General features: G+C 42.7%; 29 protein-coding genes and 1 riboswitch. Of the genes, 28 read left to right on the forward strand and 1 reads right to left on the reverse strand.

The annotated features are described in order from the left end of the window. Nucleotides 1-72 precede the first annotated feature (72 nt). The 11 genes from LIZ87_RS20090 (at nt 73) to LIZ87_RS20140 (ending at nt 6,115) form a co-directional block, all read left to right on the forward strand. A complete protein-coding gene (locus LIZ87_RS20090; RefSeq protein WP_227148993.1) occupies nt 73-936 on the forward strand; it encodes a CbrC family protein in 864 nt (287 codons plus the stop codon). Between the two features lie 47 nt (nt 937-983). Further along, nucleotides 984-1,361: a hypothetical protein gene (locus LIZ87_RS20095; protein WP_227148967.1), complete on the forward strand. Its 378-nt coding sequence runs from the start codon at nt 984-986 to the stop codon at nt 1,359-1,361. 51 nt (nt 1,362-1,412) lie between these two features. Continuing rightward, a complete protein-coding gene (locus LIZ87_RS20100) occupies nt 1,413-1,946 on the forward strand; it encodes an Imm19 family immunity protein (protein ID WP_227148968.1) in 534 nt (177 codons plus the stop codon). A gap of 124 nt (nt 1,947-2,070) precedes the next feature. Next, entirely contained in the window at nt 2,071-2,541 is a 471-nt protein-coding gene (locus LIZ87_RS20105; protein ID WP_227148969.1) for an LURP-one-related/scramblase family protein, read from the forward strand. Between the two features lie 314 nt (nt 2,542-2,855). Further along, a complete protein-coding gene (locus tag LIZ87_RS20110) occupies nt 2,856-3,332 on the forward strand; it encodes an NUDIX hydrolase (protein ID WP_227148970.1) in 477 nt (158 codons plus the stop codon). 32 nt (nt 3,333-3,364) lie between these two features. After that, complete coding sequence (locus LIZ87_RS20115; RefSeq protein ID WP_227148971.1) at nt 3,365-3,919, forward strand: hypothetical protein; 555 nt, start codon at nt 3,365-3,367, stop codon at nt 3,917-3,919. A gap of 69 nt (nt 3,920-3,988) precedes the next feature. Then, nucleotides 3,989-4,447, forward strand: a complete 459-nt coding sequence (locus LIZ87_RS20120) for a YaiI/YqxD family protein (protein ID WP_227148972.1) — start codon at nt 3,989-3,991, stop codon at nt 4,445-4,447. A gap of 27 nt (nt 4,448-4,474) precedes the next feature. After that, entirely contained in the window at nt 4,475-4,726 is a 252-nt protein-coding gene (locus LIZ87_RS20125; RefSeq protein ID WP_227148973.1) for a hypothetical protein, read from the forward strand. A gap of 28 nt (nt 4,727-4,754) precedes the next feature. Further along, nucleotides 4,755-5,045 carry a hypothetical protein gene (locus LIZ87_RS20130; RefSeq protein ID WP_227148974.1) on the forward strand — a complete coding sequence of 97 codons (291 nt, stop codon included), beginning with the start codon at nt 4,755-4,757 and terminating at the stop codon, nt 5,043-5,045. Between the two features lie 83 nt (nt 5,046-5,128). Continuing rightward, nucleotides 5,129-5,497, forward strand: a complete 369-nt coding sequence (locus LIZ87_RS20135) for a hypothetical protein (RefSeq protein WP_227148975.1) — start codon at nt 5,129-5,131, stop codon at nt 5,495-5,497. Between the two features lie 336 nt (nt 5,498-5,833). After that, on the forward strand, nt 5,834-6,115 hold the full coding sequence (locus tag LIZ87_RS20140; RefSeq protein ID WP_227148976.1) for a DUF503 domain-containing protein: 282 nt from the start codon (nt 5,834-5,836) through the stop codon (nt 6,113-6,115). Nucleotides 6,116-6,136: 21 nt separating this feature from the next. On the opposite strand, the gene LIZ87_RS20145 is transcribed toward LIZ87_RS20140, so the two are convergent. Next, nucleotides 6,137-6,649, reverse strand: a complete 513-nt coding sequence (locus LIZ87_RS20145; protein ID WP_227148977.1) for a DsbA family oxidoreductase — start codon at nt 6,647-6,649, stop codon at nt 6,137-6,139. A 151-nt stretch (nt 6,650-6,800) separates the two neighbouring features. Further along, nucleotides 6,801-6,877, forward strand: a riboswitch (Fluoride riboswitch). Between the two features lie 50 nt (nt 6,878-6,927). Here LIZ87_RS20145 and LIZ87_RS20150 point away from each other — a divergent pair. From LIZ87_RS20150 to LIZ87_RS20230, 17 genes are all read left to right on the forward strand, one after another. Further along, a complete protein-coding gene (locus LIZ87_RS20150) occupies nt 6,928-8,103 on the forward strand; it encodes a cation:proton antiporter (protein WP_227148978.1) in 1,176 nt (391 codons plus the stop codon). Nucleotides 8,104-8,319: 216 nt separating this feature from the next. Further along, nucleotides 8,320-9,333, forward strand: a complete 1,014-nt coding sequence (locus LIZ87_RS20155; protein WP_227148979.1) for a hypothetical protein — start codon at nt 8,320-8,322, stop codon at nt 9,331-9,333. 379 nt (nt 9,334-9,712) lie between these two features. Beyond that, on the forward strand, nt 9,713-9,931 hold the full coding sequence (locus LIZ87_RS20160) for a hypothetical protein (RefSeq protein WP_227148980.1): 219 nt from the start codon (nt 9,713-9,715) through the stop codon (nt 9,929-9,931). After that, nucleotides 9,928-10,158, forward strand: coding sequence for a DUF503 domain-containing protein (locus tag LIZ87_RS20165; RefSeq protein WP_227148994.1), 231 nt, complete (start codon nt 9,928-9,930; stop codon nt 10,156-10,158). Before LIZ87_RS20160 ends, LIZ87_RS20165 begins: the two co-directional genes overlap by 4 nt. Before the next feature lie 342 nt (nt 10,159-10,500). After that, nucleotides 10,501-11,043 (forward strand): RNA polymerase sigma factor, encoded by a 543-nt coding sequence (locus LIZ87_RS20170; protein WP_227148981.1) that lies wholly within the window; start codon nt 10,501-10,503, stop codon nt 11,041-11,043. Then, nucleotides 11,030-11,371, forward strand: a complete 342-nt coding sequence (locus LIZ87_RS20175) for a hypothetical protein (protein ID WP_227148982.1) — start codon at nt 11,030-11,032, stop codon at nt 11,369-11,371. The genes LIZ87_RS20170 and LIZ87_RS20175 overlap by 14 nt, the downstream gene beginning before the upstream one ends. A gap of 270 nt (nt 11,372-11,641) precedes the next feature. Continuing rightward, nucleotides 11,642-11,803: a hypothetical protein gene (locus LIZ87_RS20180; protein WP_227148983.1), complete on the forward strand. Its 162-nt coding sequence runs from the start codon at nt 11,642-11,644 to the stop codon at nt 11,801-11,803. A gap of 3 nt (nt 11,804-11,806) precedes the next feature. Continuing rightward, nucleotides 11,807-13,384, forward strand: a complete 1,578-nt coding sequence (locus tag LIZ87_RS20185; protein ID WP_227148984.1) for a hypothetical protein — start codon at nt 11,807-11,809, stop codon at nt 13,382-13,384. Nucleotides 13,385-13,460: 76 nt separating this feature from the next. Continuing rightward, on the forward strand, nt 13,461-13,730 hold the full coding sequence (locus LIZ87_RS20190) for a hypothetical protein (protein WP_227148985.1): 270 nt from the start codon (nt 13,461-13,463) through the stop codon (nt 13,728-13,730). Then, nucleotides 13,727-14,026 (forward strand): hypothetical protein, encoded by a 300-nt coding sequence (locus tag LIZ87_RS20195; protein WP_330664701.1) that lies wholly within the window; start codon nt 13,727-13,729, stop codon nt 14,024-14,026. The genes LIZ87_RS20190 and LIZ87_RS20195 overlap by 4 nt, the downstream gene beginning before the upstream one ends. Before the next feature lie 54 nt (nt 14,027-14,080). Beyond that, a complete protein-coding gene (locus LIZ87_RS20200; RefSeq protein WP_227148986.1) occupies nt 14,081-14,461 on the forward strand; it encodes a helix-turn-helix transcriptional regulator in 381 nt (126 codons plus the stop codon). 235 nt (nt 14,462-14,696) lie between these two features. Beyond that, on the forward strand, nt 14,697-15,392 hold the full coding sequence (locus tag LIZ87_RS20205) for a metallophosphoesterase (protein WP_227148987.1): 696 nt from the start codon (nt 14,697-14,699) through the stop codon (nt 15,390-15,392). 75 nt (nt 15,393-15,467) lie between these two features. After that, complete coding sequence (locus LIZ87_RS20210; protein WP_227148988.1) at nt 15,468-16,541, forward strand: ankyrin repeat domain-containing protein; 1,074 nt, start codon at nt 15,468-15,470, stop codon at nt 16,539-16,541. Nucleotides 16,542-16,561: 20 nt separating this feature from the next. Beyond that, the gene (locus LIZ87_RS20215; RefSeq protein ID WP_227148989.1) at nt 16,562-17,104 is read left to right on the forward strand and encodes an AAA family ATPase; all 543 of its coding nucleotides are present in this window, start codon (nt 16,562-16,564) and stop codon (nt 17,102-17,104) included. A gap of 458 nt (nt 17,105-17,562) precedes the next feature. Continuing rightward, a complete protein-coding gene (locus tag LIZ87_RS20220) occupies nt 17,563-17,880 on the forward strand; it encodes a hypothetical protein (RefSeq protein WP_227148990.1) in 318 nt (105 codons plus the stop codon). A 58-nt stretch (nt 17,881-17,938) separates the two neighbouring features. Then, complete coding sequence (locus LIZ87_RS20225) at nt 17,939-18,391, forward strand: alpha/beta hydrolase (RefSeq protein WP_227148991.1); 453 nt, start codon at nt 17,939-17,941, stop codon at nt 18,389-18,391. Further along, nucleotides 18,360-18,959, forward strand: coding sequence for an SAM-dependent methyltransferase (locus LIZ87_RS20230; protein WP_227148992.1), 600 nt, complete (start codon nt 18,360-18,362; stop codon nt 18,957-18,959). The genes LIZ87_RS20225 and LIZ87_RS20230 overlap by 32 nt, the downstream gene beginning before the upstream one ends. Nucleotides 18,960-19,098 lie beyond the last annotated feature (139 nt).

A 19,098-nucleotide genomic window follows, 5' to 3' on the forward strand; every position in this document is an offset into this window, starting at 1 on the left:
GTAAAACTGTGCTACAGCCCCGGCAGGCCATCGCGCAGCGATTTTGTTCAATCGGAAGTTGAGAAATTTACTATGAACGAATATTTGAAAAGATACGTAGAGCTGAAAAAGAAGTTTTCCGTAACCGATGGCGGACCTGATAGCGTTCGCGCTCTCTATGCTTTCAAAGAGGAATTGGAGCAGACGGAGGAGAAGCAAGCCAAGGAAGTGCTGGTGGACGTATACGACCTCCTGGACTTCAAAAAGGACGCTTACGAATTGCTCTGCCAAATTGGAAACCGTTCTGACCGGAAGGCTCTCAAGCGGCTGGGCACGCTAAAGGAATATGCGGAGAACTGGGGAAACCATTATGCTGTCCCCAAGCCCAAAACGCCGAAGGAGAAACAGAAAGAAAAAGAGCGGCGGGCACATCTTGGCCTGCCCGCTTTCCGGTATCACCCAGACCCTCTGGACACTGGCGCCTTTGAGGAGTCAGAGAAGGGCGTTGTCTGCGACTGCTGCGGCAAGACAGCCCATATCTTCTATACCAATCCATTCTTTTCAGTGGAGGATATTGCATATCTGTGTCCGGAGTGTATCGCCAGCGGTGAAGCCGCCCGGAAGTATGATGGCAGCTTTCAGGACGATTGCTCTGCGGACGATGGCGTAGATGAGCCGGAGAAATTAGACGAACTCATCCACCGCACCCCTGGCTATTCCGGCTGGCAGCAGGAATACTGGCGCGCCCATTGCAGTGACTACTGCGCCTTTCTGGGCTATGTGGGTGCCAGAGAGCTGCGGGCGCTGGGTGTGTTGGAAGAAGTTCTGGATGACCTTATGTGGAACGAGAAGCAGAAAGAAATGATTCGGGAATCAGTCAATGGAGGACATCTGCAATGCTATCTGTTCCAGTACCTCCATTGCGGAAAGCATATGGTCTGGATAGATTACGATTAAGAGACAACTTCCAAGTTGAGAAAATCGGAATTGGAGGAGGATAAGTAATGGGATTTGCACTTTATTATGAGGCAAAAAGAAAAGAGCCTTTGACAGAACAAGAAGAAACAATTAGTAAAGAAATTTCGGAAAAGTATTGTTCTGAATATCCTTTTAAGAGAAAGGTTGAAGATTTTGGTATATATAATGATTTGAAAGACCAGAATGATATTATTTTCAGTGGTTCTACAAAACTCCCCGGAAATGGACCTAAAACACTATTTGAGGTTGCAAACTACTGGTTAAAATGTCTTACTGAAATAACTCATCTTTTGACAAACGCTACATGGAATGTAACATTTGATGATGTAGACTTAATATTTGACTTGGATGAGGGCTGGCGTTTCCCTACAGATGAAGAATATAAAAAGCAAAAATCAAACTAATTCCGGTTTTTAGAATCTGAAGGAATTGGGATCTATAGGAGGATTAATAAAGTGCTTTCTCTAAACGACATAGTTTTTTTAAACAGAAAGTTTTGGACAGGTTTCTTGGCAACATCTTTTCCAACTGCTTTAGATGAAAAAACAGACATGTCATTGATTGAAATGATAGAAGAAAATGAAGCGACAGATATAAACTGGTGGAGAAATTTTACAAAATATTACGATGGGGTTTTAGAGGAAACAGATGGTTATCTTGATGAACCCGAAACGCTTAGCTGTAATCTCACAACTGCTCAAACCTTAAAAATAGAGTTTCATCCAGGAGATACAGTATATTATATAAATGACAGACAGATTGCCTGTACAGGAAATCATTACAATATTCAGATTTTTCCATTCAAAGATTTATTGGGCTTCTTAGAGGACAAAAGAATTTTCCTTTTGTTATTACCTTTAACAGTAATTGACAAACCAGATATGAATAATGCAACAAAAATCATATCAGATGTTTTGCAGGAAATTTTTGATAAACGTTTATGTAATCAATATGCAAATAGTATCGTATATGGCTTAGTGAAAGAATGACAGTTTCCGGTTTTTAGAGATAAAGGGAGAAGTAAATTTTGAATTTATTAATAACCGAAAGCACCTGCTGAAAAAATGTTGGAATAAGAGATTCCGGGACTGAAAAAGGGAAGGAGATGATTTTTTGAAACTGCTTTTTAAACAGCGTTTTTTCTCATGGTTTGACAGCTATGATATTTATGGTGAGGATGGAGAGACATTATACACCGTCGAGGGGCAGCTGGCATGGGGACATTGCCTGAAAATTTTTGATGCTTCCGGCGCGGAAATCGGCATGATTCGGGAACGGGTTTTTACGTGGCTGCCAAAGTTTGAGATCTATCAGGGAAAACAATATGTTGGATGTATCAGCAAAGAGATTTCCTTGTTAAAGCCAAAGTATAATATTGATTACAATGGCTGGCATATTGAAGGGAATTTCTTCGAATGGGATTACATGATTTTGGACAGGGCAGGGAACACCATCGCCGAAATTTCAAAGCAGCTGTTTAACTGGACAGACACCTATGTCATCGATGTACATAACCCGAAAAATGCCCTGGGTGCACTGATGTTTGTGCTTGCTATTGATGCAGAGAAATGTTCCCGCAAATAAGGTAATTGAAGAAAATCAAAGAGAACTTAATTTGGAAGCTGCAGGAGGTAGGCAATATGAAAAATTTTCAAAACTACGCACCAGAAAAACGAAGCAAGATTGGTATCTTTAAAATCAGTATTCGATTTGGATCATTCTGTTGGTGTTCTTAAAGATATGCCATGTGGTTACTATGCGGAAAGAAAATCAAAAAATGATAATTGGATTGTAAAAAAGCAATAAGTCACATTGATAGATGAATTTCTGGACGGGCGTGGAGAGATTATGCTGCATATAAGGCATTACACAAATCGGAAGTCGAGGAGAAAAATACAATGGATATTTCTTTCAAAGTTGAAGATACAAAGTTCAATTACAGAGTTTGTGCTATGATAATATCAGATGGTAAAATCCTGGCTATGCACGATGAACGTTCACCATACTTCTATTTGCCGGGTGGGCGAGTTGAAATGGGCGAAACGGCTGAGCACGCTGTTGTGAGAGAAATTGAGGAAGAATTGGAAATTACGCCTCGAATTGTTCGTCCGCTCTGGCTCAATCAGGCATTTTTTAAGGAAGATGTAGATGGTCTAAAATATCACGAGTTGTGTATTTATTTTCTAATGGACATCTCACATACCGACTTACTCTCTAAGGGCAGGAAGTTTGCATTACAAGAGGGACATCATCGACATGATTTCGAGTGGTTGTCATTTGAACATTTGAAAGATGAATACTTCTATCCTATATTCTTAAAAGAGGCGATTTTCAATTTACCGTCGGTATTCACGATTCGTACAGAATTGGAATAGACAGCTAAATTTCTGTTTAATGAGGTTTGTGTATGGGAAAACAAATCAATTACTATATGAGGTACAATGACTTTCAAAAAATTACCCGGCAAGCAGTTGATAGTGGCTGCGAGATACTAAAAAAGGAGAAAGATAAACTTATCCGCAGTAATGGTATGGATATTGTTACATCAGATGTTAATAGATATTATTTCTATTTGCCCGAAGCTGGTCCTTTAACCGTTACTAAACGAAATGGCGCAGAATGTGTTGGAGGGTATAATTCATCCGGAAATGCTATCATTGAAGCCGGGTTTTCGATTGTTAACCATACGGAGAAGAAAATATCAAGAGCAAGACTCTTTTCAATAACAGGATACTATGATGAATACGGTAATTGGGTTGATAGACCGGAATGTGTCAGGAAGGTTTATGAAAAATTGGCAAGAACTGTTAAAAGGCTTGCCCCGTATACAGAAATTACAGATATTATCATTAGTATACATGATGATGATTACAATAAACCAAAGGAATGGCAGCATAAGGAATACATTTCAGCTGAATTATTTTCATTGAAAACGAAAAACGGTTATAAACTCGGTATGTAGAAGTGTATCAAATTCAGTTTGTTGTGTTGGTGATAAGAGTAGTCTTACAGAAATAATAAGAGGTGCCAGATGCAGATCTTTGTTGATGCAGATGCCTGCCCTGTTGTGGACATTATTGAAAGAATAGCGAAGAAATATGGGATACCAGTGATTTTGCTTTGCGATACAAATCACATTTTGAACTCGGAATACAGCGAAGTAAAAATCATTGGAGCTGGGGCGGATGCGGTTGACTATGCGCTGATCAGTTTATGTCGTAAAGAGGATATTGTCATCTCCCAGGACTATGGGGTGGCGGCCATGGCTTTGGGAAAAGGCGCATATGCAATTCACCAGTCCGGAAAATGGTATACGGATGAAAATATCGATCAGATGCTGATGGAGCGCCATCTGGCTAAGAAGGCCAGGAGGGCATCGGGAAAGAACCATTTAAAGGGGCCGAAAAAACGAACCACAGAGGATGATGAACGGTTTGCAGAGTCCTTCGAAAAGCTGATAGGAAAGGCATTGGAGAAGAATGAAAAATAAAAGCAGCCATTGCAGTATGGGGTAAATATGAAAATATTAAAAGAAAAAACATGGCAGCATGAGATAACGGGAGTTGATGGGAATACGATCCTGTTTGGCGTCAATATATTTGATTATGAATGGAAGAATACAGGGGAACGTATTGCTGTTGAAGATCCCTTGTATGGCCAAACGTATCGATTTCCTGTTTATAAAGTGCTAATTGAGGAACAGGAGTATCAATTTGCGGCTGGTGAGTTTAGCAATTCTGTTTTTGGTTTTTATGTTCAAAAATATTAGGCAGGCGAAAAGGAGCTGATCTATAAAAGTGAAGCCGGATATTAAAGCAAAAATTACAATCATAAGGCAAACTCCGGTTGGCAGCGGATATCGGCCGGCGCATCTGATAGAAACGTATTTGACAACAGGCGTGCATGCATATATTGGAGTTGATCGAGTGGAATGTGGTGAAACGACAGAAGGATTTATTACGTTTATTTCACCGGAATACTATCCACATACCCTTGAACCAGGAATGGAAATCCAGTTCCAGGAGGGAAAGCGTATTACCGGATATGCGGTTGTTATGGAGATTTATAATGAGCTTTTGAGGAAATGAACATGTACTCTTTTGAAAAATTATATTTACAGCTGGAACAGACAGAAGACAAAAAATTCTATGAAGCAGAAGCGGAGTTTTTCATGAAATTTTATGAGATACCTGCTTCCAGCCGCCCTGACTGTGTTATTGCCTTTATGACAATATCAAATTGGATGGGGATATCCATGAGGGATGGCGTCTGGACCTTTTATGAAGGCACCGGCAGAAGAGAACTGCAGGTAACGCTGCGGTATTTAGAGCAGACAGGCTGGAATGAGTGCAGAGAGATGTTTGAATATGGAATCCACGATTACCAAAACCCTGTCTATGCAAAAAATTGTGATTATCCGGCAGAATGGCTGTCAGAATCGGAAAGGATCGACGATTGGATTTTTAGTCATGAGGCTCAGATTTATGAATGGGAAAGGAATCTGCTGGTAAATCATAGAGAGGAAATCTGCCGTTTGTAGAATATGAGAGGTTTACATCCGGAGGCCGGCTATGCAGCGATTGGAGCAATATTGTTTTAAGATATGCAGTATCAATGGACTCATGATCTATATTATCTCCCCGGATTCAGAAAAATGCCATGCAAAAACTGTGGAAAGATGCTGCAGAATCACCTGATGCGGATGGGATGCCATTAACCGGGAGGTCTCAGTGAACTCCGATTATATTCCATGTATTCATATTGCGTCAGAGGATAAGACTCTGCAGTTGACGTTCGGTTTTGACAGGGAAATAGGAGTCGGAATACAGTATGTAAAGAAACTTCTGGCAAGGTATTTGGAGGAGAAAGAACGAGAATGAAAATAGCGGTCTTAAAAATAAAATTATATGCTCCATGGGTTCATTCCCTGAAAGAGAAGAGGATGGTGTTAAAGAGTCTTTTGGCGAAGATACGAAATAAATTCCAGGTGTCGGCGGCAGAGGTGGAAAGTCAGGATATCCACCAGTCTATCGTGATCGGCGTGGCAGCCATCGTGCCTCACAGTGCCCAGGCGGATAGTTTGATGGATGAAATTGTAGGTTTTGTGGAGCAGAATACAGAGGCGGAGATTGTGACAGAGGAACGGGAGATAAGATAAGCGTGAATTTTTACTGTAAAATTAATCAACCATAACGGAATCCAAAAAATCCTTCAGTTGTTTTCTGGATATCATAACATCCTCATGTGAGGTCAAAAGTCTATTGCCGCTTTGGTAGCATGGCACTGCTTCAAAGCCTAAAGTATCCCACACTAATTGATTATTGTTCAATATGGATTGTCTATATACGCCATCTGTAATTGCCATAAGAGTTGTATTACGGTCAGCGCCGCAGGCGGCCGCGATATGAGCCAGAACGGAAGGGCTGTCAATCCGGCGGTGATCTATGAAATGGGCAATAAATATTTCTTTATGAAATTGAATCAAATTTCCGCCCTGTTCTTCTATAGAATACATGGCCTGACCCGCCAGATCACTGTGGATAAACGCTTGCTCTGGTCTTGGATGCGCTTCACAGGGAATCCATTCTACAGATAACCCGGGATAATCTGCAAGAAGTTCCAGCAAATTCATTATGCCGCGATAACAGTAAGGACAGATATAATCAAAATAAACCTTCAAAATTTTCTGCATTTCGTACCTCTTTTCAAACTTTCAGATGTCATATTCATGTGATTGATTATTTATTCCATCGTATCAATTTTACTACAGAATCTATAAGAAAAAAAGCTTTTTCAAGGAATCGGAAATTTTGTTGAATTCCACCCTGATTTATGGTATAGTGTATTGCGTTGGGAATGAGGTTCTCCCATGGGTATGAATCCCCAAAACGCATTTAATGCTGATGACTTCTGCGAAATTTTTACGCAGAAATTGTCAGCTTTTTTATTTCTGCGACTTAGGAGGGTTGTATGTTAACAAGTATCGCAATAATTATATTATTAGGATTGTTAGTCGGCTGGATTTTTTCAAAACTCAGATTACCGGGTTTACTTGGAATGATTATCGTGGGGATTATACTTAGTCCCTATGCGCTGAATTTAATTGATGATTCAATACTCATGATTTCAGGAAATTTGAGGCAGATAGCCCTGGTAATAATTCTTACAAGAGCGGGGCTGTCTCTTGACATTTCGGATTTAAAGAAGGTTGGCAGACCCGCAATTCTTATGTGTTTTGTTCCTGCCTGTATAGAAATATCAGGAACAGTTATTTTGGCTCCAATTTTACTTAAGGTATCAGTGCTGGATGCGGCTATTATAGGGAGTGTGATTGCCGCGGTATCCCCTGCTGTTGTTGTACCGAGAATGATTCGATTGATTGATGAAGGTTATGGAAAAAATAAAAGTATTCCGCAATTGATTTTAGCAGGCGCTTCAGTAGACGACGTATTTGTTATCGTGATATTTACAGCATTTACAGCGTTAGCATCCACAGGCGAAATATCTGCATCAAGGTTTATCCAGATTCCGATATCCATTATTTTAGGTATCATTCTCGGAAGCGGTGCAGGAATATTATTGGTTTTATTCTTCAAAAAGAATCATATGAGGGATACAGTGAAAATACTGATAATACTTAGTATTTCTTTCTTGCTTTTGGAGGTACAAAACAGATTAGAAGGATATATTCCGATTTCCGGCTTGCTTGCTATTATGAGTATGGGTATCATGCTGAAGCAAAAATATGATATGTTAGCTGCACGATTGTCTGCAAAATATAACAAATTATGGCTTGGGGCAGAAATATTTTTATTTGTGTTAGTTGGCGCAACCGTTGATTTGAAATATGTTGAATCGGCAGGGATATTTGCTGTGATGCTTATTATTGGAGCATTGCTATTCAGAATGATCGGCGTGGCATTATCGCTAGTTAAAACAAATTTATCAAAAAGGGAAAGACTATTTTGTATGTTGGCCTATACCCCAAAAGCAACAGTTCAGGCGGCCATTGGGGCAATACCATTGACAATGGGATTAGATTGTGGAAATATAGTTTTAACAGTTGCGGTGTTATCAATTTTGATTACAGCACCGTTTGGAGCAATATGTGTAGATAATTTATATAAAAGATTATTAGCGAAGTGACTGAAAATATCCATGGAATAATACAAATGTCATAGAATCGTAAGCATAGATTAAAGCATGCTCAAAGAAAATCTGGTATGGTAAAGGAAAGGATACAAGGAGGCCGGACAGGTGAGAAACTATATGAAAAGAAGCGCCATTCTAATGATTTCGGTATTGGTTCTTTCCGGATGCAGCAGCCAGAAAGCAGTGCCTTCGCTGGAGGATGCCGGAAATATGACAGAGGAACAGCTGAAGCAGGAATTATCGAAATTCAGTAGGGAGGAGATCAATGCAGCCTGGGGAGAGGGGACAGATCCATTTTCCGGGAGGTATGGTGAACTGTTCCAACTGGATGGGGAGAGAACATTGCTCCTGTGCTATGAGGGCGATAGGCAGACTGTGGAGGATGTTATATTTGGTGAGAACTGCCAGACCTTTGAGGGCACAATAATGGAGATTCATGGTACCGGCGCCGTTGTGGAGGTGGACGAAGGATTCTCAATTCGCAGTTCCGGAGACAGGGTAAGCGTAACATTAGATGAAGCCGCAGCTTCCGCCCGGGCAGGAGACCGGGTGAGGGTTACATACAGCGGAGCCGTCATGGAAAGCGCTCCTTTGCAGTTGGGAAACCAGAAGAGCATACAGCTGCTTGAGAAGAAGACATCTGACCGGATTCCTATGGTAATAGTTGATGGAAATTTGTATCAGTCTGTCGGCGAAGTCAGCGATATCAATGGAAGATGTGGAGTTATGGATGGAGAAATTACCTCCACTGTAGAGGGTACAGAGGTCCCATCGGAAAACGGACAATCAAACTTTGGCGCCGGATACGGATACCAGATCGTGGATGAAACGCATATAGATGTGTATATGCCCTTTGGAAATTCAGAGGAGTGGGTACGGTTTGAAATGCTGCGTTATCCGTTTGGATGTGCTCAAAAGGAACCATCAGTGGTTAAGACTTATGAGGTGACTGATCCGGAACTTGCTTTTGAGAATGATGAGCTGGTCACTATGGTCCAGTATTATGAAATGAGCGACGGTACCTGGAAAACAGATGACCATGCGTATCAATACAGATTGGAAATTACCGGGAGAATGGGGACGGCGGTTAAAGATACTACGTTTGTCTTTTTAAGTAATATAAAAGATATTACATTTGAACAGGCATGGAAAGCAAGTGGACTTAGCAGTAATATGGATGACTATTTCAAAGAAGAAGATGCAAAATTCGTGGCTATGAAATAGATAATTTCCAAATGGTGTAAAAGAGTGAAAATTGGAGCCAAGGGAATTTATATGGCTTTCGTGTGTCATGAAGCGTGGATAGAGCGTTTCAGGTGGATGCCGGTACTTTGTCTGAAATCTGAGGAAGAGTTTTTCCATGTTTATTACCATGACGGATGGATATGTCGGGAATGTGGATATAATAACGGAGCCGTTGTTATGCCGATGTCAGAAGCTGATCCGGTATTCTATCGGCGTACAGGCAAAGGCGTGTCTGAGACGCCTCCCGGATTCAGAAAAATGCCATGCAAAAACTGTGGAAAGATGCTGCAGAATCACCGGATGCGGATGGAATGCTATTAACCGTACATTAAATGTATGTAGGATATTGGAGGTCTCAGTGATTTCAACGAAAGGGAAGCGAAAACTGGAGTATAATGGAATCAATTATTATTGGTATATCAGAAGAGATTCCGATTATATTCCATGTATTCATATTGTGTCAGAGGATAAGACCCTGCAGTTGACGTTCGGTTTTGACAGGGAAATAGGAGTCGGAATACAGTATGTAAAGAAACTTCTGGCAAGGTATTTGGAGGAAAAAGGGTTCATTCCCTGAAAGAGAAGAGGATGGTGGTAAAGAGTCTTTTGGCGAAGATACGAAATAAATTCCAGGTGTCGGCGGCAGAGGTGGAAAGTCAGGATATCCACCAGTCTATCGTGATCGGCGTGGCAGCCATTGTGCCTCACAGTGCCCAGGCCGATAGTTTGATGGATGAGATTGTGTGTTTTGTGGAGGAGAATACAGAGGCGGAGATTGTAGCAGAGGAACGGGAGCTGCGGTAGATGGAAGCTATCTGTCGTTAGATATTTTAAAGAGCAGGAGAAGCAGTTGAGGAAAACTCGGCTGCTTTTTTAAATCATTGTATCCTTTTTCACAGCTTTTTTCGTCATATAAAATATAAGCAAACTAAAAAAGAAGAAATGATACAAAACTGCTCCGGGTGGGGGTATGAGCCGCTCCGGGCGGCGTTTGACTCTGGAAGAATCAAAGTAAGAAATTAAGGAAACGTTGATGGAAAAGTAAAGTATTAGCCGGAAATACATAGTACAATGAAATAAGACATTGGGATTTGAGAGAGCGCATGAAAAATACGGGAGAAAGACTGATATTAGGGTGGCACAGGAATGATTATTTATTTATCAATGATAGAGAAGGAGCATCAGCGAACCCAGTTCGAGAAAATTTATTGGGAAAACCGACAGCTGATGTTCTGGCAGGCGAAAAAGGTTTTGAAAGACGGTTATCTGGCGGAGGATGCGGTACACGATGCGTTTATCCGAATCGCGGAAAATATGGACACGGTGGAGCGGCTGAGTGAACAAAAGGTAAAGCGGTATGTGCTGGTTGCTGCTAAAAATGCTGCGATTGATATCTTTCGGAAACGCAGCAGGCAGATGGAGAATGAAATTTGCTACGAAGATCTGGAGATGGAGCCGGGAAACAAAGAAGATCTGGACAGGCTGGGATATGCGGTCCGTGAGATGCTTCTGGCGCTTCCGGATCAGTATCGGGATGTCTTTTTATTAAAGTATTCGGTGGGACTGACCAATGAGGAAATCGGAAATTTACTGAAATTAACCGTGAGCGGGGTAAAACAGCGGATCACGAGAGGCAAGGCCGCTTTAAAAGAAAAACTGAGGGAGGAGGGATGGGATGGAAACGAATGATTGGCTGGATGAAGTTCTATACCAGACAATTCCGTCACTGGATCTGGCGATGCTTTGCAAGTTGGAAACACAGGCGGTGCAGGAAGAATATGATTTCTCTGCCGGATTTGAGAAAAGAATGCGGCGGCTGATCCGGGAAGAACGCAGAAAATGGCGGACAGAGGACCGGGGGATGAAGGACCGGGAACCGGAAACCACACATATCCGTTGGCCCTCATTCCCGAAAAGAAAGCTGATACCGGTTCTGTTGCTGATTCTTTTGGCATTGACGGCAACTGCAGTTCTGGCGGCAAATTTCAAAAAAACCGTACAGAGATTTCACTGGTAAATTCTTGAAGGGATCGTTCCGGCTGACAGGGACGCCGAAGAATTCGAGCGAGAGGTGGAGGATCATGAAGAAGCATACCGGATCTATTTTGGAGAATAAGGTTTATCGGGCAGTATTGTCAGGCATTGTTATATCGAGGAGGAAACTGGAAAGGCAACATTTTTCGACCGTGGAAAAGAGATTGCTTCAGTGTCATTGGAAGATCCGTATGGAAAAGTTCAGGATGTAATCCATACAGATTTTGTCCGATACAGGCTAGGTGGAGAGATTATGATGACATTCATCCCCGGATTTTTACTGGACGGGATGGTGACTCCGCAATATCCAGAAGCCCTTAAATGGGGCATGAAGGCGGAGCTCCGGATGATCGAGATGGATTCGGGAGAAGAACAGATGACAATCGAGATTGGGGATATTTTGCAGGAGGAATAATACATGAGAAAAATGATAGGATTGAAATCAAAAACGATCAGCTGTGCACTTATACTGGCGATACTTTCCGGCTGCGGGCGGGCAGATACGCAAATGGCAGCCGCATCGGACGGGACAGTGCTTGAAACAGAGATGATAGAAAGTCAGGAAGAAGAGCCAGATTATAGAAACAGCACAGATCTTCAGACAGTGGCAAAGGCGTGGGCAGATGCATTCTGTACAAGAGATGGAGATGCGCTCTGGGAACTGTTTGACCCGGAACGAAGAAATGATTTTTATGCAACAGGTTTTGTCCAGTCAGAACCGAAGGATGATTATATTGCAATCGGATGGTCCAGTCCATGGCCCATGGATTATTTGTATACGATAGAGACAGATGGAGAAAAAACTCTGTTTACTTATTATCCCATGACTTCTAATCCTCATCGCTGGGTCTGGAAGCAGAGCCTTAGCTGGCAGCAAAAGGACGGACGCTGGTACGGATATCAGGACAGTTTTGTGACATATGATACGATTCGTTATGCAGGAGATTTTGCAGATGCGTACAGTGGAGGTATCAGCGGAACGCCCATGGATTACCGGACAGACTGCGAGGGATGGGAGGAGGCACTGGAAAACCTGGCAGAAGAAGAGGCGTATAAAGCTCTTTTGACGACTCCGGATAAAGCGGCAGAGTATCTGCTGAATCTGGCCGATGGAACAGGGACGATAAAATGGATGGAGGATCAGACAGCCGTTGTGGCGTATCAGTTTGAGTACGGTGATCAGATCTTGATTACGATGCGGCAGCCGGAGGGCAAGGCGATCTGGCTTCCAGAGGACTGGGAAGAAAAGAAAGAAGAAAAATCAGCGGTTAATGGGGAAGGCAGACTTGTGGCTGCCTTGGCAGAAGAGGCACCGTCAGAGGAAAACACACCGCTTGAGATGGCAACAGATGAACTCGAAGCGCTGCCAGCGGCTTACGGAAAGGCTTTGTGGGATGTATACAGGCAGGGAATTCTTCCGAACGGACACCAATTGGAATATACAGACGTCGAGATGGCAGAAGGAAACCAGTTTGCCGTCTGCGACGTGGACGGAGACGGCAGAAAGGAACTGCTGATCCGTTGGAGCAATACCGTGACCATGGCCGGAATGGCGGAATATGTTTTGGACAGCGACGGCGGTCAATGCTATACGGAACTGTCGGAATATCCAAGCATCTGCTATTATGATAACGGAAGCGTAGAAGCGGACTGGTCCCACAATCAAGGATTAGCAGGACGGATCTGGCCCAAGAATTTTTACCGCTATAACGATGAAAAGGATATTTATGAACGTTTTGGCAGTATGGATGCCTGGGATAAAAGCTTGCAAAAAGAGGGATTCCCGGATGACATTGATGCGGATGGCGATGGATTGGTCTATTATCTGCTGCCAGCTGACTGGGAAGGCGATTATGAGAAACAGGTGACAGTAGACGGTTCTGCCTATGAATCGTGGAGGGCAGAGTGTGTGGGAGAGGCCAATTTGATCCGGCCAGCTTACCAAGAGCTTACGCCCGAAAATATTGAGGCTCTGGGATTTTTGAAATCGGAATGAATATTACTTAATAGGAGACAGAAGCAGAAATCAAGATAATTGCTGCGCTGATTTTGAAGTTGAGGAGATGTTCCTTTTGCATGGCATGAAAGAATGGCCTCTTATCCTTTTTCTTTTAGAAGCCGATATAATGATTGCATCCGGACTTGTATTTAAGAAGAGGATCATCCCAATATTTACTTCAATCGGATATGCTTTCGGGTTTGCGTTCGGATACATATTTCAATTTGATTATGGTCATGGACAAAATAGTTTATGGATCATTTGGAGTGGAGTTTATTTCGTGATGATTCTTGCTGGAATTGCAGTGGACTTTTGGAGTCAGAGGAAGGGGACAGATGATTGAAGATGCGAAGAGGTTATTTTGCGGTAATACTGCTTGCAGGTCTGCTTTCGGCCTGTGGAACCGGAGGCAGTGAAGATGCGGCTTTAACTCCAACCGGCTATCCCTCCGGAGAGGTGCAGCAGATCACCGTATACTATAACGGAACGCGTTACTGGTATACAGCGGAGGGCTTTGACCAGCCTTTGGAAGATGGTTTTGAGAAGGTCGGAGAGGTTGGCAGGAACTACCTGGATATAAAACATTATAAATCAAGCATAAAACTAATGAAAATAGTTAAATATAAACATTCTGTTTGACCATTTAGGAAATCAGTGATAATATAATAGGTAGAATGAGGAGGCAATACAAATATGGTAAGTGCAGAAAAATTGAAAATGATAAGAACACACTATAAGCTGTCGCAGATTGAATTTGCGGAAAAATTAGGAGTCAGTCGCAGCACATATACAAATATAGAACAGGGACGAACTGCAGCCACCCCCAGATTGATCAATACAGTTGCTGCTATTTTCCATATTGATAGGGAAATGTTGGAGGATGATGATAAAGAGGATAATAGTTTTCTTAACAGTTTAATAGATGATGCTATTCTGGAGAAATATCGTAAACTGAAACCAACATACAGAGAATGTGCAGAAAAGCAATTGGATCAACTTTTAGAGTTACAAGAAAGAGAAGAAAATGCAACGGAAAGTCCCGTTGATCAAACCACCAGTCCAATGACACAATAGGCATGCAGTGATAGTCACACGCCCATTAAGGATACGACCTGGTATGTCGGAGATGAAGCAGCCACAGAAGTTTTGCCGGAGCATAAGTGGATGCCGCTTCCTGAAACAGGGCTGATCTGTATTGATACAGGCTGTGTGTTTGGATATAAACTGACGGCAATGGTCATTGAGGGCGGAAAATACTGGCTAGAGTCTGTATTTTGGAATAAAGAGAAAAAAGAGTAGGGGATAACGGATGGCGTTGTATGCAATTGGGGATTTCCATTTATCATTCCAGGTACATAAGCCAATGGATGTATTTGGGCCAGAGTGGAAGAATCATGTGAAAAGGATAAAGGAAAACTGGCTCAATACTGTAAAACCGGAAGATACGGCAGTGATTACCGGAGATCATTCCTGGGGACGGAATCTGGATGAATGCAGGGCGGATCTGGAATTTATAGCGCAGCTTCCGGGGCGGAAGATTCTGCTCCGGGGTAATCATGACATGTTCTGGGATGTGAAGAAGACGTGGAAATTGAATGAGCAGTTTGAAGGAAAGCTGGAGTTCCTGCAGAATAATTTCTATGCTTATGAGAATTATGCGCTGGTTGGGACCAAGGGATACTGTGATGAGGGCAGGGATACGCCAGAGCAGTTGGAGAAGCTGCTTTCCAGGGAAGAGGCCAGGCTTAGGACATCGTTTGAGTTGGCAAGAGCAGCAGGATACCAGAAATCTATCATGTTTCTGCATTATCCGCCTACCAGCATTTACGAGGACGAAAGTCGGTTTACAAAGATGGCGGAGGAATATGGAGCTGAGAACGTTATTTATTCGCACTGCCATGGCCGAAAACGGTACGGAGACAGCATCCGGGGATACCAGAATGGGATAGAATATAAGCTGGTATCTTCCGATTATCTTCGGTTTAAGCCGGAAAGGATATTATAGCAATTATAGAGGAATACAAAAGGCAGTTTCTCTTAGATGATGATAGTTTCAGTTAAAAAACAAGGGGACGGAAATATGGCTAAAAAACGAAAAACACTTCCCAAAGAGATGAGAACACTTTTAGAACGTGGAGACATGGAAGCTTTGAAAGAGCAGTTTTTGCGGTGCGAACCAAATGCCGTAACGAGTAAATACGGTTCCAATATTTTCTCCCTATCTCCCATTCCACGGGAATTTGCCTTCTGGGCAAAAGAGCAGGGGGCAGATGTGAATTTTAAAGATTACTATGAGAAAACGCCGATTTTCAGGCAAGCATCTGCCTGGAATGGGGATGTGCAGCTTTTAGTTGATCTGGGGGCGAAGGTGGATATCGCTGATCATTTTGGTGTCACCCCATTACATCTTGCGGCATTGTATGGACGTGCGAAGGCGGTGAAGATCTTATTGGATGCTGGCGCCGATGTGAATCTCACAACTGGCAGGATTGATGGGCCGGGATTTTTAACACCCCTGGAGAAAACTCTTCATCAGGATCGCCTGCCTTATAGGGAATTGCTGGAAATCTGTATGCTCCTTCTGGATCATGGGGCTGAGATCACAGACCGTTCCCGGGAATTCCTGTTGAAATCAGCAGAGCGGTTTGTGCGGGCAAAACGTGGAATCAAAGATTCGGAATTTCTGCACTGCCAGACGGAGGGACTGGAAAAACTATATGAACTGTTTGAGGTGGAGCCTGTAAAAGAAATGCCTTTTCATGATGGAGTGTCCCCAATCTGTGTGCCGGAGCAAAGCGGGAAAGAAACGTTTTCTGCGCTCTGGGATTATCTTGTCCCGCCCAGCGGAAAAGCGCAGACCGCCCAGGGCGAGGTGATCCGGATTGCAGGACGAGTAAATAATGAAATCATGGGGAACGGAGGAATCAACTGGGACAGGGATTATCAGGAAATGCTCCGTATGTTTCCGGAATATCTTCGCCTTGGAAATCCGCTAAAAGAAGAGGAGATTGTACAGGCCGAAAAGGCGGTTCGGCTTTTGATGCATGGTAGGGATGACGGAAAACTGACAGAGCTCCTGTGCACGTATGCCGTTGCCTGGGTATTGAAAAATCCGGAAGTTATTTCTTTGCTGAAAACAGACTATTCAAGATAAAGATACGGAGTGGAGCAAAGGTGAAGGTATTATACATGATCGGCGGACCCATGGGGGTTGGAAAGACAGCTGTATGTCAGCAACTGAAGAAACAGTTACCGGACAGCGTATTTTTAGATGGAGACTGGTGTTGGGATGCAGATCCATTTCAGGTAACAGAAGAAACAAAACGTATGGTGCTCGATAATATCTGCCATATCCTGAATAATTTTCTGCATTGCTCCGCTTACCAAACGGTGATTTTTGGATGGGTGATGCACGAACAGTCCATTATCAATGCGATACTTGACAAGCTGGATATCCAAAACTGTGAAGTATTCTGTATCTCTCTCATGGTGAATGAAAAGAACCTGGAAAAGAGGCTGGAGCAGGATATTGCGAAAGGAATCCGGACGGAGGATGTTATCGGGAGAAGTGTGATGAGGATTCCGCTGTATGAGAATCTTGAGACAATAAAAATTGATACAAACGATAAAACAGTTTCGGAAATAGCAGAAGAAGTCAGGAGTATCTCAAAAGCGGAACGGAATCGTTTAGACAATCTTAAAAACATGGAAGCATGAAATAACGGGAATTGATGGAAATACGCTCCTGTTCGGCGTCAATATATTTGATTATAAATGGGAGAGTACAGGGGAACGAATTGATATTGAAGATCCCTTGTATGGACAAAAGTATCGCTTCCCTGTTTATAAAGTGCTAATTGGGGAACAAGAGTATCAATTTGCTGCTGGTGAGTTTAGCAATTCCGTTTTTGGTTTTTATGTTCGAAAACATTAGGCAGGTGAAGTACGGCGAAAATGAATATGTACTCTTATTTAGAGAAGTATTGCTCCGCCATATGTAATATCAACGGGCTCATGACATATATTATCTCTCCTGAATATTATGAGGCAATTCTCTCTGATTCTGTTCTTTTGAGGGAGCTATCCATGAGAGAGGCAGATTTGAACCGATGGGTCAAAACAGTGAGGTAAATTGGAGCCAGAGGGATTTATATGGCTTTTGTATGTCATGAAGCATGGATAGAACGTTTCAGGTGGGTGGATGTAATAACGGAGCAGTTATTATGCCGATGCTGGAAGCTGATTCGGTATTTTATAAGCGTGCAGGCAATGGTTTCCCTGAGATACCGCCTGTATTGAAAAATGGGTATGCCATGATTTTTATACAAAGTATTGCTAAAATGGATAGGAAGAGCTGCGGGATATTTAGAGACAGGGCATTGACGGAGGATGAAAATGAAAAAAATAGCGGTATTTTTTCCGGGAATTGGATATACGGTGGACAAACCATTGATGTATTACAGCAGGCGGCTGGCAGCTGCTCTTGGCTATGAAATCCGCCTTTTGCCATATGGCGGTTTTCCTGACAAGATCAGAGGTGACAGAATCAAAATGACAGAGTCCTTTGAAATAGCATTATCGCAGTCGAAAACAATGATGGCTGACTTGAATTTTGAAGATTATGAAGAGGTACTTTTTGTCGGGAAGAGTATAGGCACCATTGTAGCTGCAGCGATTGCGGCGCAGAGTGCGGTAAATGACAGGATTCGATTGGTACTCTACACCCCTCTTGAAGAGACTTTTTCCTTTTCATTGAGAGACGCAGTTGTTTTTACCGGAACGGGAGATCCGTGGGTGAGTAAGGAAAACAGCAGGATTCCTGAATTGTGCCGGGAGCGCAGAGTTCCCTGTTATATGTATCCGGATGCCGATCATTCTCTGGAAACTGGAAATATCCAGACTGATCTGGACAATATGAGACAGATTATGGAGAAAACAGAGGAATTTATGAAGCGAGGATTATTCACGAAAGATGATAGCGGAAAAGGAACGGCAGTGGGATAAGCTGTTGAGAATTAAGACCACAGGACGTGATGACAGTAAAGCGGATCAGTACCATTATCCATATGGGCCCACGCCCTATGTGGTTTTGGAACGTCTTGCAGGAAGCGGATATATCGGAAAGAGAAATCTCCTGATGGATTGTGGGTGTGGGAAGGGGCGTGTAGATTTTTATTTGTCCTACCAGATCCGGTGCAGAACGATTGGAATTGAATATGACGAGAGGATGTATGGAGCTGCTGTAGAAAATCAAAAGACGGCTGTCTCTGCCGGAAAAACAAGATTTCAGTTGTCAGATGCTGTGGACTGTGAGATTGACAAAGAAACTGACCGGTTCTATTTCTTTAATCCATTTTCTGAGGAAATTTTACATAAAGTGGTTACGAGAATTATAGATTCCTACTATGAGAATCCCAGAGAGTGTATTCTGTTCGCTTATTATCCATCCCACGAATACATTTCATGTCTAATGCGCCAGGATTCGCTCTTGCTTGCGGACGAGATTGACTGCAGAGATCTTTTTCCGGGGAATGATCCACGGGAGAAGATACTTGTATTTAAGTTCGTATAGACAGAAAGGCTACGGAATGCGAGCAGGTTTGGCAAGGCGATTATGACATGAAGACACACTGGTATAAATGATTTTAACGAAGGGAAGTAAATGGTATATAACTCGTCGACTTTCCTTCAACTCGATAATTCGAGATAAT

It is taken from the genome of Lacrimispora sp. 210928-DFI.3.58, assembly GCF_020554865.1.
In the GTDB taxonomy this organism is placed as follows: Bacteria; Bacillota; Clostridia; order Lachnospirales; family Lachnospiraceae; genus Enterocloster.